The organism is Streptomyces sp. NPDC001443 (assembly GCF_053597355.1).
On sequence record NZ_JBSFIA010000001.1, the window covers coordinates 30254 to 46519 of the forward strand.

15 protein-coding genes and 1 tRNA gene are annotated in these 16266 nt (G+C 70.9%); 9 read left to right on the forward strand and 7 right to left on the reverse strand.

Translation table 11 applies throughout. The features are described from left to right. Positions 1-22: 22 nt before the first annotated feature. The 3 genes from ACWC24_RS00165 to bcp form a co-directional block, all read right to left on the reverse strand. A tRNA-Leu gene (locus tag ACWC24_RS00165) sits at positions 23-98 on the reverse strand. Between the two features lie 872 nt (positions 99-970). After that, positions 971-1597, reverse strand: a complete 627-nt coding sequence (locus ACWC24_RS00170) for an HNH endonuclease signature motif containing protein (protein WP_450661010.1) — start codon at positions 1595-1597, stop codon at positions 971-973. A gap of 135 nt (positions 1598-1732) precedes the next feature. After that, positions 1733-2200: a thioredoxin-dependent thiol peroxidase gene (gene bcp, locus ACWC24_RS00175; protein WP_384724442.1), complete on the reverse strand. Its 468-nt coding sequence runs from the start codon at positions 2198-2200 to the stop codon at positions 1733-1735. 95 nt (positions 2201-2295) lie between these two features. On the opposite strand from bcp, the gene ACWC24_RS00180 reads away from it, so the two are divergent. The 3 genes from ACWC24_RS00180 to ACWC24_RS00190 all read left to right on the forward strand — a co-directional run bounded on the left by ACWC24_RS00180 (position 2296) and on the right by ACWC24_RS00190 (position 3567). After that, the gene (locus ACWC24_RS00180; RefSeq protein WP_450660566.1) at positions 2296-2634 is read left to right on the forward strand and encodes a DUF3618 domain-containing protein; all 339 of its coding nucleotides are present in this window, start codon (positions 2296-2298) and stop codon (positions 2632-2634) included. 103 nt (positions 2635-2737) lie between these two features. Next, the gene (locus tag ACWC24_RS00185) at positions 2738-3040 is read left to right on the forward strand and encodes a GroES family chaperonin (protein ID WP_450661011.1); all 303 of its coding nucleotides are present in this window, start codon (positions 2738-2740) and stop codon (positions 3038-3040) included. Between the two features lie 206 nt (positions 3041-3246). Beyond that, complete coding sequence (locus tag ACWC24_RS00190) at positions 3247-3567, forward strand: DMT family transporter (protein ID WP_450660567.1); 321 nt, start codon at positions 3247-3249, stop codon at positions 3565-3567. A 16-nt stretch (positions 3568-3583) separates the two neighbouring features. Here ACWC24_RS00190 and ACWC24_RS00195 read toward each other — a convergent pair whose 3' ends face one another. Next, positions 3584-5926 carry a transglycosylase domain-containing protein gene (locus ACWC24_RS00195; RefSeq protein WP_450661012.1) on the reverse strand — a complete coding sequence of 781 codons (2343 nt, stop codon included), beginning with the start codon at positions 5924-5926 and terminating at the stop codon, positions 3584-3586. An 877-nt stretch (positions 5927-6803) separates the two neighbouring features. Between ACWC24_RS00195 and ACWC24_RS00200 the strand changes: the two genes are divergently transcribed. The 4 genes from ACWC24_RS00200 to ACWC24_RS00215 are packed head-to-tail and all read left to right on the forward strand — an operon-like array spanning position 6804 to position 10414. Beyond that, positions 6804-7604: an ABC transporter permease gene (locus ACWC24_RS00200; RefSeq protein ID WP_450661013.1), complete on the forward strand. Its 801-nt coding sequence runs from the start codon at positions 6804-6806 to the stop codon at positions 7602-7604. Between the two features lie 49 nt (positions 7605-7653). Next, complete coding sequence (locus ACWC24_RS00205) at positions 7654-8418, forward strand: ABC transporter permease (protein ID WP_450661014.1); 765 nt, start codon at positions 7654-7656, stop codon at positions 8416-8418. 34 nt (positions 8419-8452) lie between these two features. Continuing rightward, positions 8453-9538 carry an ABC transporter ATP-binding protein gene (locus ACWC24_RS00210; protein WP_450660568.1) on the forward strand — a complete coding sequence of 362 codons (1086 nt, stop codon included), beginning with the start codon at positions 8453-8455 and terminating at the stop codon, positions 9536-9538. A gap of 33 nt (positions 9539-9571) precedes the next feature. Then, positions 9572-10414, forward strand: a complete 843-nt coding sequence (locus ACWC24_RS00215; RefSeq protein WP_450660569.1) for a DUF1707 SHOCT-like domain-containing protein — start codon at positions 9572-9574, stop codon at positions 10412-10414. Between the two features lie 125 nt (positions 10415-10539). Here the strand turns inward: ACWC24_RS00215 and ACWC24_RS00220 are convergent, their stop codons facing one another. Next, positions 10540-11871, reverse strand: coding sequence for an SGNH/GDSL hydrolase family protein (locus ACWC24_RS00220; RefSeq protein ID WP_450660570.1), 1332 nt, complete (start codon positions 11869-11871; stop codon positions 10540-10542). Positions 11872-12112: 241 nt separating this feature from the next. Between ACWC24_RS00220 and ACWC24_RS00225 the strand changes: the two genes are divergently transcribed. After that, the gene (locus tag ACWC24_RS00225; protein WP_450660571.1) at positions 12113-13438 is read left to right on the forward strand and encodes a DUF445 domain-containing protein; all 1326 of its coding nucleotides are present in this window, start codon (positions 12113-12115) and stop codon (positions 13436-13438) included. A gap of 89 nt (positions 13439-13527) precedes the next feature. Continuing rightward, positions 13528-15054, forward strand: coding sequence for an MFS transporter (locus ACWC24_RS00230; RefSeq protein WP_450660572.1), 1527 nt, complete (start codon positions 13528-13530; stop codon positions 15052-15054). Positions 15055-15121: 67 nt separating this feature from the next. Here ACWC24_RS00230 and ACWC24_RS00235 read toward each other — a convergent pair whose 3' ends face one another. Next, complete coding sequence (locus ACWC24_RS00235) at positions 15122-15571, reverse strand: hypothetical protein (protein WP_450660573.1); 450 nt, start codon at positions 15569-15571, stop codon at positions 15122-15124. 317 nt (positions 15572-15888) lie between these two features. Beyond that, the gene (locus tag ACWC24_RS00240) at positions 15889-16191 is read right to left on the reverse strand and encodes a hypothetical protein (RefSeq protein WP_450660574.1); all 303 of its coding nucleotides are present in this window, start codon (positions 16189-16191) and stop codon (positions 15889-15891) included. Positions 16192-16266: the final 75 nt, after the last annotated feature.

Genomic DNA, 16266 nt, shown 5'->3' on the forward strand with positions numbered 1-16266 from the left:
GGCGTCGGGCCGGATTTCCCTGTGGGCCCGGTGGGACTCGAACCCACGACACACCGGACCTAAACCGGCGCCCTCTCGGCCAGCTGGGGTACGGGCCCAGAGCGCTTACTGTACTGTGCCTGACTCGGCACTCGTGCAGAGGCGCTTCGGCGACCACGGTTGGAGAAGGTGCTCGTCTGACTGTGGCAGGACGGGCACAAGTACCGCAGGTTTGTCCGGCGGTTGTCCAGGCGGTCGCCGTTGATGTGATCGATCTCCAGAACGAGCCGCTTCCCCTGCCATGTGTCGCCGATACCGCATGCGTCGCAGACGTGCGGTACGTCGAGATCGTCGAGTGCGCGCCTGAGCGTGACCGTCTTGGTGCGAGCTTGTCCTGGGGCGAGTTGCACCAGGATCTCGGCCGCTGCCTTGCGGTTCGGGGACCGGGTGCCGCGAGAGTGCCCTTGCCCTGTGAAGTGGGCAGTCGACAGACCATGGAACGTGATGCTGCGTTTGAGCAGGGCGCGGTCCGCGCCGTTGGAACTCCGGCCGAGGGCGGCGAGGACTCCGGTGATGCTCGTGGCGGTCTCGATCAGCGGTGCCAGTTCGTCACGGGGAATGATTTTGGCGCCGTATCTGCGTCCGCTGGTGAAGTGCGAGGTGTCGATCGCGTATTTGTCCAGCTTCTTTCTGATGTGCCCGTATGGGCTGTCCCGCGGCGGAAAGCCCATGTACTCCAGCATCTCCTTGATGCTGTGTGAATGGGCGGCGGCTTCCCGCAGAAGTTCCTCCGGGTAACTGCGCCGCTCACGTTCGGGCAGGGGCTCCTCGCGGAAGTGGGAGATGTCGATGTCGTAGTACCGGAGCCGCTGGGCGAGATAGCGACGAGGGCCAGTGCCCATCGGCGCGCCCACCGCTCGCATCAGGTCGACCATGCTCATGGCCTCGGCGGCAGACCGAGTCAGCAGATCACGCGTGAATCTTGGTGTGGTCACGCGCTCACCCTTCGCTTGCGACCCCGGTATGTGTCCGTCACCGCATGGCAGTTGGGGCAGAGCAGCTGAAGGTTCTCCGGGCGGTTGTCCCACCAGTCGCCGTTGATGTGGTCGACTTCCAGTCGAAGCGGCTTGTCGTTCCACTCGGTCCCTGTGCCGCACATGGCGCAGACCTCCCGGATCCCCCTGCGGAGAAGTTCTCTCAGCAGCCGCCTTCCGGGAATTCTGCCGGTCTCGGGTGATCCGAGAGTGAGGGGATTTCCTCGCGAACCCTTCGGCCCGCCACGGTGCACCGTGAAGTGGGACGTGTCGATATTCAGTGCCGCGATGCGGCGGCTGATGTGGGTGTGGTTGCCACCCACTGGGCTGATTCCCAGGCGGCGAACCACTTCTTTGACGCTGGTCGCCGCAGCCACGATCTCGCGGAGCGTCGCCTCGCTGTGCCGTGCCCACCGGGTGGGGAAATGGGACGTGTCCACGCCTGCGTCCGCCATCTTCTGGCGCAGATAGCGTCTGCTGCCCGCCGTAGGCGTTCCTCCGCACCATCGAACGGCATCGTCCCAGCTCGCAGTCGAACGAGCTGCCTCTTCCAGCAGCTCGCGGGTGTACCTGACTCCCACGATTTCCCTCCGTCCCCGGCCACCCGTTCGTGGCTCGTACGGAGTAACGAGTCGTTTATCGGACAGTCACGCCCTAAACGCGGAACGGCCCCGGCGGGTTCGTTCCGACGGGGCCGTTGTGCAGGCGGGGGTGGGATCTCAGATGCCCAGGTCCTTGATGATCTTGGCTACGTGGCCCGTCGCCCGGACGTTGTACAGGGCGCGCTCCACCTTGCCGTCCTCGTCCACCACGATCGTGGAGCGGATGACGCCCATGTAGGTCTTGCCGTAGTTCATCTTCTCGCCGAAGGCGCCGTACGCCTCCAGGACCGTCTTGTCGGGGTCGCCGACCAGCGTGACCTTCAGGGACTCCTTCTCGCGGAACTTGGCCAGCTTCTCCGGCTTGTCGGGGGAGACGCCGATGACGTCGTACCCGGCGCCGGCCAGGAGGTCCAGGTTGTCCGTGAAGTCGCACGCCTGCTTGGTGCAGCCGGGAGTCAGGGCCGCCGGGTAGAAGTAGACGATCACCTTGCGGCCCTTGTGGTCGGCCAGTGACACCTCGTTCCCGTCGGCGTCGGGCAGAGTGAAGGCGGGGGCGGTGTCCCCGGGCTGGAGTCGCTCGCTCATCGGCCTAGCGTAACCGGGGGTCTCGGCCGTGCGGCGCGCCGCGAACCTGACAGACTGTCCGGAACAACGCATCAGCAGATTTTGGAGGCCGTACGGTGGCGGACACGTCGGAAACGTCGGACACCAGAAGCCCGGCGCAGATCGAGGCGGACATCAAGCGCCGTCGGGACGTTCTGGCGGAGACCCTCGACGAGATCGGTGTGCGGGTGCACCCCAAGACCATCGTCGGCGACGCCAAGGCCAAGGTCGTCTCCAACATCGACCACACGCTCGGCCGGGCGTACGTCGGTGTGAACAGGGTCGTGAGCGACGTGAAGGCCCAGTTCGTCGACGAGTCGGGCACGCCGAGGATGGAGCGGGTCGTGCCCGTCGCGCTGGTCGCGGTCGGCCTGGTCGGCCTGCTCGTCGTCGGTTCCAGGCGCCGCAGGCGCTGAGCGGCGGGCGACCCACCCGCGTACGGATTCGAGTCGGGCAGGTAGGTTCAGTGGTGTGAGCGCCAACAGAAACAGTCCGCAGCACGACAAGCTGCCCATCCGGATGCTGCACGACCGCGTACTCGTGCGGCAGGACACCGCCGAGGGCGAGCGGCGTTCCGGCGGCGGCATCCTCATCCCGGCCACGGCCGCCGTGGGGCGCCGGCTGGCCTGGGCCGAGGTCGTCGCGGTGGGGCAGAACGTACGCAGTGTGGAGCCGGGCGACCGGGTGCTGTACGACCCGGAGGACCGTGCCGAGGTCGAGGTGCGGGGCGTGGCGTACGTGCTCATGCGCGAGCGCGACCTGCACGCGGTGGCGGCGGACCGGTTCGAGGGGTCGGAGGACTCCACTGGGCTGTACCTCTGATTCCGCGGCAAAAACGCTCGAGAACGTTCGAGAGGGCTGGTGACCATGGTCACCAGCCCTCTCTTCGTTCCTTTGCTACGTTGGGAAGGAACCCGACGAGACGCGCCGTACCGGGGTCACAGGCTGCCGACGCAGGTCGGCGGGCCGGCGTGACAGGAAAGACGACGCACCCCGGAAGAGTCCCGTACGTCTCGGAGGTGCCTGTCATGGCCTGGGTTCTGCTCGTCGTCGCCGGTCTGCTGGAGGTCGGCTGGTCGGTCGGCATGAAGTACACCGACGGATTCACCCGCCTCGTGCCCAGTCTGCTCACGGGCTGCGGCATCGTCGCGAGCATGGTGCTGCTGTCGTACGCCACGAGGTCGCTGCCGATCGGCATGGCGTACGGCGTGTGGGTGGGCATCGGGGCGGCCGGTGCGGCGGTGGTCGGCATGGTGCTGCTGGGGGAGCCGGCGACCGCCGCCCGGATCTTCTTCGTGGGTCTGCTGCTGGTCGCCGTCGTGGGGCTGAAGGCGACCTCGGGTCACTGACCGGCGGGCCGGCCGGTCAGTCCCTGCGGGTGCCGAGTGCGCCCGTCCCCAGCGTGGTGCCGACGGTGCCGGTGTCGCCGGTGCCCCCCGTGGTGCCGCCGGTGGCCGCTCCGGAGGAGCCGTCACCGGTGCCGCCGTCGGTCGGCGTGCCGGTGTTCCCGGTGGTGGTGGAGCCGTCGGAGCCGCCGTCCGTGCCGGAGCCGTCGCCGTTGCCGTCGGTCGGCGCGCCGGTGTTCCCGGTCGTGTCGGAGCCGTCGGTGCCGCCGTTGTCCGTGCCCGCGGTGGCGTTGCCGTCGTTCTGGCCGGAGGGGGCCTGGGAGCTCTGGGAGGGGTCGGGCAGCGGGGGTGCGGGCTGGTCGGCGCCCTCCTGGAGCTGGAGGTCGAAGTCCGTCACCGGCTTGCCCTTGAGGGCGTTCTTGGTGAACTGCGCCCAGATCTCGGTGGGGGCGCCGCCGCCGTTGACGCGCGCGAGGCCCATCGCGCCGTACAGCGGGGTGTGGGCGGCGGTGACCGGGTCCTGGCCCATGACCGAGATGACGGTGGCCAGCTCGGGGGTGTAGCCGGCGAACCAGGCGGCCGTGTCGTTCTCGGCGGTGCCGGTCTTGCCGGCGGCGGGGCGGCCGGCGGCCTGGGCGGCGGTGGCGGTGCCGTTCTGGACGACGCTGCGCAGGACGTAGGTGGTGGTGTCGGCGGCCTCGCGGGTGACGGCCCGGCGGGGCTTCGCCTCGGGCGCCTCCATGATGTTCCGGCCGTCCTTGGCGACCTTGTCGATCATCGTGTACGCGCCGGCCTTGCCGTGGTTGGCGAGGGTCGCGTAGGCCTCGGCCATGTCGAGGACGCTGGCGGTGGCGGTGCCCAGCGCGATGGACGGGTAGGGGTTGAGGTCCTTGGTGGCGGCGGGGACGCCGAGGGCGACCGCGGTGTCCTTGACCTTCTGGGGGCCGACGTCGACGGCCATCTGCGCGTACACGGAGTTGACGGACTTGTCGGTGGCGGTGCCCACGGTGATGTTGCCGTAGGAGACGTCGTCCTCGTTGGCCGGCGCGTAGGCGTCGCCGTTCGAGCCCTGGACGGGTCGCTTGTTGGTGCCGTCGTAGTAGGTGTTAGGGGTGATGAGGCGGCCGTCCTGGGTCTTCGACCCGTTCTGGACGGCGGAGGTGAACACGAACGGCTTGAAGGTGGAGCCGACCTGGAAGTCCCCGCGGGTGGCGTTGTTCGTGTACTGCTTGATGTAGTCGACGCCGCCGTACATCGCGACGACCTTGCCGGTCTTGGGGTCGACGGCGGCGCCGCCCGCGCGGACGGAGTTGTCGACCTTGCGGCCCTTCTTGTCCAGCTTGGACATGAGCTTGTCGTTGACGGCGTCGACGAGGGCGTCCTGCTTGGACTTCTGGAGTGTGGTGGTGACGCGGTAGCCGCCCGCCTCCAGCTCGTCCGCGGTGACGATCTTGTCGTCCTTGAGGTATTCCTTGATCGCGTCGACGATGTAGCCGCGCTGTCCGGACATGCCCGTGGCGGCGGCGCTGTTCTCCTTCGGCGTCGGGAACTTCATGCCCGCGCGTTCGGAGGCGCCGAGCCAGCCCTTGGTGACCATGCCGTCCAGGACGTAGTTCCAGCGGGCCTGGGCGGCCGCCTTGTTCTCGGGGTGCGCGATGACGTCGTACTCGCTGGGCGCGTTGACCAGTGCGGCGAGGTAGGCGCCCTTGGCGGGGTCGAGGTTCACGGCGTCGACGCCGTAGTAGGCCTTGGCGGCGGCCTGGATGCCGTAGGCGTTGCGGCCGAAGTAGCTGGTGTTGAGGTAGCCCTCGAGGATCTTGTCCTTGCTCTCCGTGCGGTCGAGCTTGATGGAGATGAAGAACTCCTTCACCTTGCGCTTGGCGGTCTGCTCCTGCGCGAGGTAGTAGTTCTTGACGTACTGCTGGGTGATCGTGGAGCCGGACTGCTTGCCCTTGCCGGTGGCGGTGTTCCAGCCGGCCCGGAGCATCGCCTTGGGGTCGATCGCGGACTCGGTGTAGAAGTCGCGGTCCTCGGCGGCGAGCACGGCGTGCTGGGCGTCCTTGGAGACCTGGGCGAGGGTGACGTTCTCGCGGTTGATCTCGCCGTCCCGGGCGATCTCGGTGCCGTCGGCGTAGAGGTAGACGTTGCTCTGCTTGGTGGCGAGCGCGTTGGCCGGCGGGATCTTCACCATGGAGTAGCCGAGGAAGAACAGGCCGATCAGCAGCAGGACGCCGATGACGACGGTGCTCAGCACCATGCGCCAGGTCGGGAAGATCCGGCGCCAGCCGGTGCGCTTGGGGCGCTTGGGCTTCTTCCCGCTGTTCACGGGCTCGGTGGCCCGGTCGGGTTCGACGGTGTGCATGGCCTGCGCGGTCCGGGGGTCCTGGGGCGCGTGGGCGGTCTGCGCCTGCGCGTATCCCGGTGCCGGCTGGGGTGCGTGGGCCGTCCGGGAGGCGGCGGCCGCCGCCGCGAGCGGGGCCGCCTGGGCGGGGACGGCGGGGCGACGGGCGCCCTGGGCGGGAACCGTGGGGCGGGCGGTCCGGGCGGCGGTCGCGTCCGCCTCGGGCGTGACCCGGCGGAGCTGCGCGGTCGCGTCCGGCTCGGGCGTGACCCGGCGGAGCTGTGCGGTCGCGTCGGGTTCGGGCGTGACCCGGCGGAGTTGCGCGGTCGCGTCGGGTTCGGGCGTGACCCGGCGGAGTTGCGCGGTCGCGTCGGGTTCGGGCGTCGTCCGGGGGAGCCGCGTGGTCATCTCCGCCTCGGCCGCTCCGGCCTTGGCGTCGCCCGTGCGCGCCTCGTCACTCGCGGTGGCTTCGGCTGCTTCGGGCGTCCTGGCGGGCTCGGTGCTCGGAGTGGCCCGGCCGGTCGCGGCGGCCGTGCCGGTCTCGGCGGCCCCCCGGTTCCCGGAGCCCCCGCCCTCGCCGCCCTCGCCGTCGCCCGGGCCGCCGCGGTCGCGGTCGCCGCCCGGCTCGTCGGCCGGCCGGGGTGCGCTCCGGGCCGGACCCTCGGTCGGCTGCTGCGGCTGCGGCTCGTCGCTCATGTCGTGCACGGACTCCTGTTTCGCGTCGTACGTTCCCGTACGCCCTCGTACGCCTTCTCTGCCCCCAGATAAAGACTGTCGCACCAAGCGTTTCGTTCCCGAAAATCGGCACGCGTTCCGCCGGAAATTGCGTGGTGTGCCCGGTCACACGCGCAGTAGGCTCCTGCGCTTCGGTGCCGGGCAGACCTGGAAGGCGGTGGACGTGGGCGCGGGACGGTTGTACGGGGCCGTCGCGGCGGGGGGATTCCGACGGTACGCGACGTACCGGGTGGCCACGGCCGCGGGGGTCTTCACGAACACTGTTTTCGGCCTGATCCTGGTCTACACATATCTCGCACTGTGGGACGAGAAACCGCATCTGGGCGGCTACGACCAGGCGCAGGCGGTGACCTACGTGTGGCTGGGACAGGCCCTTTTGTCGACGCTCGCCCTGGGCGGTGGCGGGGTCGAGACGGAGCTGATGGAGCGCATCCGCACGGGCGACATCGCGATCGACCTGTACCGGCCCGCCGATCTCCAACTGTGGTGGCTGTCCGCCGACTTGGGCCGGGCCCTGTTCCAGTTGCTGGGGCGGGGCGTGGTCCCCTTCGTGTTCGGCGCGCTGATCTTCCCGACCGCGTTGCCCCACGACGTGCTGACCTGGGCGGCCTTCCTGGTCGCGGTGGCACTGGCGATGGTGGTCGGCTTCGGGGTGCGCTTCCTGGTGGCGCTGAGCGCGTTCTGGCTGATGGACGGCACGGGCGCGCAGCAGATGTCGTGGATCGTGGGGTTCTTCTGCTCGGGGATGATCGTCCCGTTGAACGTGTTCCCGGGCGAACTGGGCGACATCGTAAGGATATTGCCGTGGTCGGCGCTGCTCCAGGCGCCGGCCGACGTGCTGTTGGGCGAGGCCGGTGCGTGGTCCACGTACGCCTTCCAGGCGGGGTGGGCGGTGGTGCTGCTGGGCGCGGGGCGGCTGGTGCAGTCGGCGGCGACGCGGCGGGTGGTGGTGCAGGGTGGCTGAGCCGGGGCGGTTCGCGGAGGGCGTGCGGGCGTACCGGCTGATCGCCGGGATGTGGATCCGCTCCACGATGGCCTACCGGGCGTCCTTCGTCATGACGACGTTCGGGAACTTCGCGGCGACCGCGCTGGACTTCGTGGCGATCCTGCTGATGTTCTCCCGGGTGGACGCGCTCGGCGGCTGGTCGCTGCCGGAGGTGGCGTTCCTCTACGGCCTGTCCGGGATGGCGTTCGGGCTGGCCGATCTGGCGATCGGGTCGATGGACCGGCTGGGCGGCCGGGTGCGGGACGGGACGCTGGACACCCTGCTGGTGCGGCCGGTGCCGGTGCTCGCGCAGGTGGCCGCCGACCGGTTCGGGCTGCGCCGACTGGGCCGGGTGGTGCAGGGGGCGCTGGTGCTGGGTTACGCGCTGGCGTCGCTCGACATCGACTGGACCCCGGCCAGGGTGCTGCTGATGCCGTGGATGGTGGTGAGCGGCTGCGGGATCTTCTGCGCGGTGTTCGTCGCGGGCGCGGCCTTCCAGTTCGTGGCGCAGGACGCCTCGGAGGTGCAGAACGCGTTCACGTACGGCGGTACGACGCTGCTCCAGTATCCGCCGACCGTGTTCGCCCAGGACCTGGTGCGGGGGGTGACGTTCGTGCTGCCGCTGGCCTTCGTCAACTGGCTGCCGGCGAGCTACGTGCTGGGGCTGCCGCTGCCGCTGGGGCTGCCCGGCTGGGTGGCGTTCGCCGGACCGGTGGTGGCGGTGGCCTGCTGCGCGCTGGCGGGCGTGGCCTGGCGGGCGGGGCTGCGGGCCTATCGGAGTACGGGAAGTTAGGAGGGACCCGGGGCATGGACGGTGAGGCGACGGCATGAGCGGTACGGGCGACGTGGGCGGTGCTCTCCGTGAGGACGGTGCTTTCGGTGAGGGCGCTGCTCTCATCGAACTCGACCGGGTCGAGAAGGTCTTCTCCGTGCGCAGGAAGACGGGCTTCCTGCGCCGGGAGTCGCGGCAGGTGCGGGCGGTGGACTCGATCTCCTTCACCGTGGCGCGCGGGGAGATGGTGGGCTACATCGGGCCGAACGGCGCCGGGAAGTCGACCACCATCAAGATGCTGACCGGCATCCTGACGCCCAGCGGCGGCCGGCTGCGGGTCGCGGGCATCGACCCGTCCCGCGAGCGGGCGCGGCTGGCCCGGCGTATCGGGGTGGTGTTCGGGCAGCGGACGACCCTGTGGTGGGACCTGCCGCTGATCGACTCGTACCGGTTGATACACCGCATGTACCGGATCCCGGACGGGCGTTACCGGGAGAACCTCGACCGGTGCGTGGAACTCCTCGAGCTCGGCGACCTGTTGGACGTCCCGGTACGGCAACTCTCCCTGGGGCAGCGGATGCGCGGTGACATCGCGGCGGCCCTGCTGCACGATCCCGAGGTGCTGTACCTCGACGAGCCGACCATCGGTCTGGACGTGATCTCCAAGGCCAGGGTGCGGGAGTTCCTGCGCGAGCTGAACGCCGAGCGCGGCACGACGGTGCTGCTGACCACGCACGACCTCCAGGACATCGAGCAGCTGTGCTCGCGGGTGATGGTGATCGACCACGGGCGGCTGGTCTACGACGGCGCGCTGGCGGGGCTGCACGAGGTGGGGGAGAGCGAGCGGACGCTGGTGGTGGACCTGGAGCGGGAGGTGCCGCCGGTCGAGGTGCCGGGGACGCGGGTGGTGAAGGTGGAGGGGCCGCGGCAGTGGCTCGCCTTCCCCGCGGCCGAGTCGGCGGCGCCGCTGGTGGCGCGGATCGCGGCGTCGTACCCGCTGGTCGATCTGTCGGTGCGGGAGCCGGACATCGAGGCGGTGATCGCCAAGATGCTGTGGTCGACGGACACGGCGGAGCCCGCGGCGGGGACGGAGCCGGAAACGGGGATCCCCGAGCCCCCGGCGGAGAGGGCCGGTGCGTAGTGCCGGGAGCCGGGAACTCGTAGGCTGTCAGGCATGACCGACGATGCCCCGGAGCTGCGTGCCTCCGACGCCGATCGTGAGCGAGTCGCCGAGGTCCTGCGGGACGCCGTCGCCGAAGGCCGCCTCGACATGGAGGAGTTCGAGGAGCGGCTGGAGGCGACGTACAAGGCGCGGACGTACGGCGAGCTGGCCCCGATCACCCGCGACCTGCCGTCGGCCGGGGTCGCGCCGCCCACCATCTCCCTGATCAAGGAGCCCGAGGGCGACGGGAGTTGGGCGGGGCGGATCGTCGGTGGCGAGGGTTCGTCGCCGTGGGCCGTCGCCGTGATGTCCGGCTTCCAGCGCAGGGGGCGCTGGACGATGCCGAAGCGGTTCAACTGCTTCGCCTTCTGGGGCGGCGGTGAGATCGACCTGCGCGAGGCGAACTTCGCCGACCGCGAGGTGGAGATCAACTGCGTCGCGATCATGGGCGGGTTGAACGTCATCGTGCCGCCCGGCGTCGAGGTCGTCGTGCGCGGCATCGGCGTCATGGGCGGCTTCGACCACACCCAGGCGGGCGTGCCGGGGGACCCCGGAGCGCCGAGGGTGGTCCTGACCGGCTTCGCCTTCTGGGGCGGGGTGGGGGTCGAGCGCAAGGTGACACGGGCCGAGCGGCTGCGCCTGAAGGAGGAGCGGCGCCAGGAGAAGCTGGACCGCAAGGCCGCGATGCGGGACCTGCACTCGACGTTCCGCGACGAGGTGGAGGGCGCGCACCGCAAGATGCTCGACGCCCACCGCGACCTGCGGCGGGCGCACCACGAGGAGCGGCGGGAGGCACAGCGCGAGCGGCGGGACGCCCGCCGCGAGGAGCGGCACCGGCGGCGCTACGAGGACTGAGCGGCACCGGCGGCGCTACGAGGACCGAGCGGCACCGGCGGCGCTACGAGGACCGAGCGGCACCGGCGGCGCTACGAGGACCGAGCGGCACCGGCGGCGCTACGAGGACCGAGCGGGTCCGCCGGTCACAGCCGTGCCGGAACCGACCCCGTCAGATCATCCAGGTCGAGCGCCCGGGCCATGGCCCGGTAGCCCTTGTCGCTGGGGTGGAGATGGTCGCCGGAGTCGTAGTCGGGGCGGAACGCGTGGGGGTTGTACAGGTCGCGCAGCGCCTCGTCGAAGTCGACGACCGCGTCGTACACCTTCCCGGCCCGGATCACGGCGTTGACCTCCTGGCGGACCTCCTCCCGGACGTCGGTGTAGCGGGGATGCCCCTGGAAGGGCATCAGCGTCGCGCCGACGACCTTGATCCCCCGGGCGTGCGCCTGCCGTACCAGCTCGCGCAGGCCGTCGAGGATCGCCTCGGGGTCCGCGCGCCGCTCGCTGCGCAGGATGTCGTTGACGCCGAGGTCGATGACGACGACCTTGACGTTCGGGCGGGCCAGTACGTCCCGTGCGAAGCGCTTCAGGCCGCTGGTGTTGCCGGCGGGGCTGCCCGGCCCCCCGTCGGCGAGGACGCGGTTGCCGCTGATGCCCGCGTTGACCACGCTGTAGCGGGGCACGTCGCCGCCCGAGCCGAGGGCCGCTCGCAGCCGGTCCGAAAGGGCGTCCGGCCAGCGGCGGTTGGCGTTCTCGGTGGAGGTGACGCCGTCGGTCAGCGAGTCGCCGAGGGCGACGACGGTGCCGTCGGCCTCGTCGCTCAGCACGTCCAGGGCGGTCAGGTAGCGCCAGTGCTCGTCGCGCTCCCCGTACGGCGTCCCCGTCGCGTCCTGGACGTGGTCGCCGTCGGCGGCGTAGCTGATCTGGCGGGCCGCCTCGTGGTAGGTGACCGGGCCGGAGGAGGCGGGGGAGTAGGTGCTGACGAGGAGGTCGGCGCCGCGCGGCACCAGCAGGGGCACGGCGTCGCTGACCGTCTGCCCGCCCGCCGGTATGACGACCGACCCGGCGCCGCCGAAGCTGAGCCGGCGCAGGGTGCCGGTGGCCGCGGCGGCGGTGTCCGGACCGGCGGCGACGGCGATCGAGGCGTGGGTGACCGTCAGCGGCCGGGTGCCGTAGAGGTTGGACAGGGTGATGCGGGCACTCGTACCGGAGACGCTCGCGTGCACCACGTTGCGTATCGAGCGGCCCGCCGTGCCGGTCGTCTCCGTGCCCGGTTCGGCGCCGGACGGGGATGCGGACCAGGCGCCGACCCAGACGCCGGCGGAGGCGGGGACGGCGTCGGCGCGGACGGGGGAACCGCCGTTCTTCGCGTCGGTGTGGCCCGCGCCGACCGAGACGCCCACGTATATGGCGGCGGACAGGGCGACGATCAGGGCGGTGATCGCGGACAGCAGGGCGCAACCGTGACGCCTGGTCATGCGGCGCGGGTCTCCTCGGGCATGGGGAGCCCGGGGCTCCGCTGTGATCGGCTCATGCTGGACAGGGGGGACAGGAGGGACGGGGAGGCCGGGGAGGTCCGGCTCGCTTCGAACCTTCTGCGACCTTCCTCGAACCGTCCTCGAACACAAACGACGGGAACTCTTGTTCCGTTCCAGGAGTCCGTCACTGAGGGGCGAGGAAGGGACAATGGGTCCGAGGGGTAGCGAACGGGTGGAGTGGATGAACGTCACACATCAGGACGAAGCGACCGAAGAAGGTGCGCCCGCCGCGAGCCGGCGCACGATGACCACCTTCAGCCCCGCCGACGAGGAGAAGCGGCGGGGGGTACGCAGGATGAAACTCACCGCGACCGGCCTGCTGCTCCTCGTGGCCCTCGTCTACGTCCTCGCCACCTGGGCCCGGCACTCCGGCGCCGGGGCGTGGACGGCGTACGTCGCCGCGGCCGCCGAGGCCGGCATGGTCGGCGCGCTCGCCGACTGGTTCGCGGTCACCGCCCTGTTCCGCCATCCCCTCGGCCTGCCCATCCCGCACACCGCGATCATCCCCAACAAGAAGGACCAGCTCGGCGTCTCCCTGGGGGAGTTCGTCGGCGAGAACTTCCTCTCCGAGGACGTCGTACGCCAGCGGCTGCGCGCCGTCGGCATCGGCAGCCGGCTCGGCACCTGGCTGGCGGATCCCGAGCACGCCGACCGGGTGACGGCCGAACTGGCCACCGCCCTGCGCGGCGCGCTGACCGTGCTGCGCGACTCCGACGTGCAGGCGGTGGTGAGCGAGGCGATCACCCGTCGTGCCGGCGCCCAGGAGATCGCGCCCGGCATCGGGAAGCTGCTGGAGCGGATCGTCGGCGACGGCGGGCACCGCCGGGCGGTGGACCTCGTCGTGGCCCGCGCGCACGACTGGCTGGTGCTGCACGGCGACTCCGTGATGGACGCGGTGCAGGGCGGCGCGCCCGGCTGGACCCCGCGGTTCGTGGACCGCAAGGTCGGCGAGCGCGTCTACAAGGAGCTGCTGCGCTTCGTCACCGAGATGCGAGACATGCCCTCCCACCCGGCTCGCGGCGCCCTGGACCGCTTCCTCACCGACTTCGCCTCCGACCTCCAGTCCGACACCGACACCCGTCTGCGGGTCGAACGGCTCAAGGGCGAGGTGCTGGGCCGCGGCGAGGTCCAGGACCTGATCGGGTCCGTCTGGACGGCCGTACGGTCCATGATCGTGTCGGCTGCGGAGGACGAGCGCAGCGAGCTGCGGCTGCGGGTACGGGCCTCGCTGCTGACGCTGGGCGCCCGGATGGCGAACGAGCCGAAGGTGCAGGAGAAGGTCGACAGCTGGGTGGAGGGCGCGGCGGTGCACGTCGTGACGACGTACCGCAAGGAGATCACCTCCCTGATCACCGACACCGTCGCGAGCTGGGACGCCCGCCACACCACGAAGAAGATCGAGGCCCACATCGGCCGCGACCTCCAGTTCATCCGCATCAACGGCACGGTGGTCGGCTCACTGGCGGGCCTGGCGATCTTCACGCTGTCCCGGGTCCTGGGGGCGTAGGCCGGGCGGGGCGCGGCCCGGCGCGGGAGTGGATCAGCCGGTCCGGGGCACACGGACAGCGTTCTCGCTCGACGATGAGGAGGGGGCGCATGACCACCGCGCAGGCCGGGAGCGGCCGTACCGTCACCACGAACATTCCCGCCCGCCTGGACCGCCTGCCGTGGTCACGCTGGCACTGGACGATCGTCATCGGCCTCGGCACGGTGTGGATCCTCGACGGCCTGGAGGTCACGGTCGTCGGCAGCATCGCCAGCCGCCTCTCGGAGCCCGGCAGCGGTCTGCCGATCAGCTCGGGCCAGATCACGGGCATCGCGGCGGCGCTGTACGTGGCCGGTGCGTGCGTGGGCGCCCTGTTCTGGGGCCGCCTGACCGACAAATGGGGCCGGAAGCGGCTCTTCATGATCACCCTCGCCGTCTACCTGGCCGCCACCGCCCTCACCGCGGTCTCCTTCTCCTCCTGGTGGTTCTTCACCTTCCGCTTCCTGACCGGCTTCGGCATCGGCGGCGAGTACGCGGCGATCAACTCCGCGATCGACGAACTGATCCCCGCGAAGTTCCGCGGCCGCGTCGACCTGATCATCAACGGCAGCTTCTGGCTGGGCGCGGTGGGCGGTTCGCTGCTGTCGATCGTGGCGCTGAACACGAGCATCTTCCCGGCCGACGTCGGCTGGCGCCTGACCTTCGCGCTGGGCGCGGTGCTCGCGCTGGTCATCCTGCTCGTACGACGTCACGTCCCGGAGAGCCCGCGGTGGCTGCTGATCCACGGCAGGGAGCACGAGGCGGAGGCGATCGTCACGTCGATCGAGGAGCGGGTGGAGACGCAGAAGGGCGAGCGGCTCGCGCGCCCGGAGGGCGAGATCACCATCCACCAGCGCGGCGGCGTGGGCTTCGCGGAGATCGCCCGCACGCTGTTCGCCGACTACCGCAAGCGCTCGGTCCTGGGCTTCTCGCTCTTCATCGGCCAGGCGTTCCTGTACAACGCGATCACCTTCGGCTTCGGCGCGATCCTGACGACGTTCTTCGACGTGCCGAGCGGCAACACCGGTTACTACTTCGCCGTCATAGCGGTCGGCAACTTCTTCGGCCCGCTGCTGCTGGGCAAGCTGTTCGACACGGTGGGCCGCCGGGTGATGATCTCGGGCACGTACCTGCTCTCCGGCCTCCTGCTCTTCGGCACGGCGTGGCTGTTCGACCGCGGCTCGCTGAACGCGACGACGATGACGGCGTGCTGGTGCGCGGTGCTGTTCTTCGCCTCGGCGGGCGCGTCCAGCGCGTACCTGACGGTCTCCGAGATCTTCCCGATGGAGACCAGGGCCATGTCCATCGCCTTCTTCTACGCCCTCGGCACGGCCGCCGGCGGTATCAGCGGCCCCCTGCTCTTCGCGGACCTGACCAGCACCGGCAAGGTCGCCGACACGGTCCTCGCCTTCCAGATCGGCGCGTCCCTGATGTGCGCGGCGGGCCTGGTGGCGGCGTTCCTGGCGGTGAACGCCGAACGCCGCTCGCTGGAGGACATCGCCCGCCCGCTGACGGCGGCGGCGGAGAAGGCCCGCACGGCGACGACGAAGCCTCGCGGTACGAAGGGGTCGAAGGGATCGCACGTGAAGCCGGCGTAGCGCTCACCGCGCCGTCCCGCACCCTGGGGGACGGCGCGGGCTCTTGACCGGGCCCCAGGGGGGTGGATCAGACCCCGGTCGTGGACCCGGGCCGGACGATCATCAGCACCGTCACGGCCGCCCAGAGCAGATTGAACATCCCGGTGAACATGGCGAGCCGCACGGTCGCCCCGGCCGTCCCGCCGCCCTCGGCCAGCGCCTCCTGCCGGGGCAGCACCAGCACGGCCAGCACGAGCGCGGCCAGCACGGTCAGCACGATGGAGGCGATCAGCCAGCCGTCACCGAGCACACCCATGTTGCTCGCCGTGGCGAACCCGAACACGGGAACGACGACACCGACGACGGCGTACACCCGGCAGATCCGGTGCAGCAGCCGTACGGTCTCCACCGCCCGCGCGTCGTCCGGCGCGGCCAGCGCCCGGCGCGCGGCGGGCGGGAACATGCTGGCGGCGACGGTGACGGGCCCGATCGCGACGATCGCGGCAAGGACATGGACGGCGAGAAGGAACTTGTTCACGCCCCGACGGTAGGCGGCGGCCCGCCGGCACAGAAGTGGCAGGAGTGCCATAGATCAACGGATTCTCGCCAGCACCTGCCGCACGGCCGCCACCGGGCCCGTGCCGGTGTCGCCGACCTCACACCTGCCGCCCGGCGAGGCCAGGCACCCACTGGGCGCGGCAGCCGTGCCGCCTCATGCCTGCCTGCCGGTCGGCGCCGACGGGTTCCGCTGGGCGCGGCAGCCGTGCCGCCTCACGCCTGCCGGTCGGCGCCGGGGTCGTGATCGTGTCGGTGGCCTCACGCCTGCCGGTCGGTGACGGGGTCGTGTCGGCGGCCTCACGCCTGCCGGTCGGCCACGGCCCAGGACGCCAGGGCTACGGCCCCCGCCACCCCGAACACGGCGGGCCAGGCGCCCACCTTCTTGGCCAGCGGGTGGGGCCCGGCGAACGCGGCGACGTACGCGGCGCTCAGCGCACCCGCGGCCACCCCGCCGGCCTGCTCCCGCCACTGCCGGGCGGCGGCGACCCCGGCCACGGCCAGCACGGCCCCACCGAGCTGCCGCTTCCTCGTCCACCGGGCAACCCCGTACCCACCGACGAGCCCACCCGCGGCCACCACCGCACTGGGAACCTTCGCCATGATTACCTCCTCATTTGTCCCGCTGAGGCTAACGGCCCGAGCTCAGCGCGACGGACTTGCCCCTCGGCGCGGAGC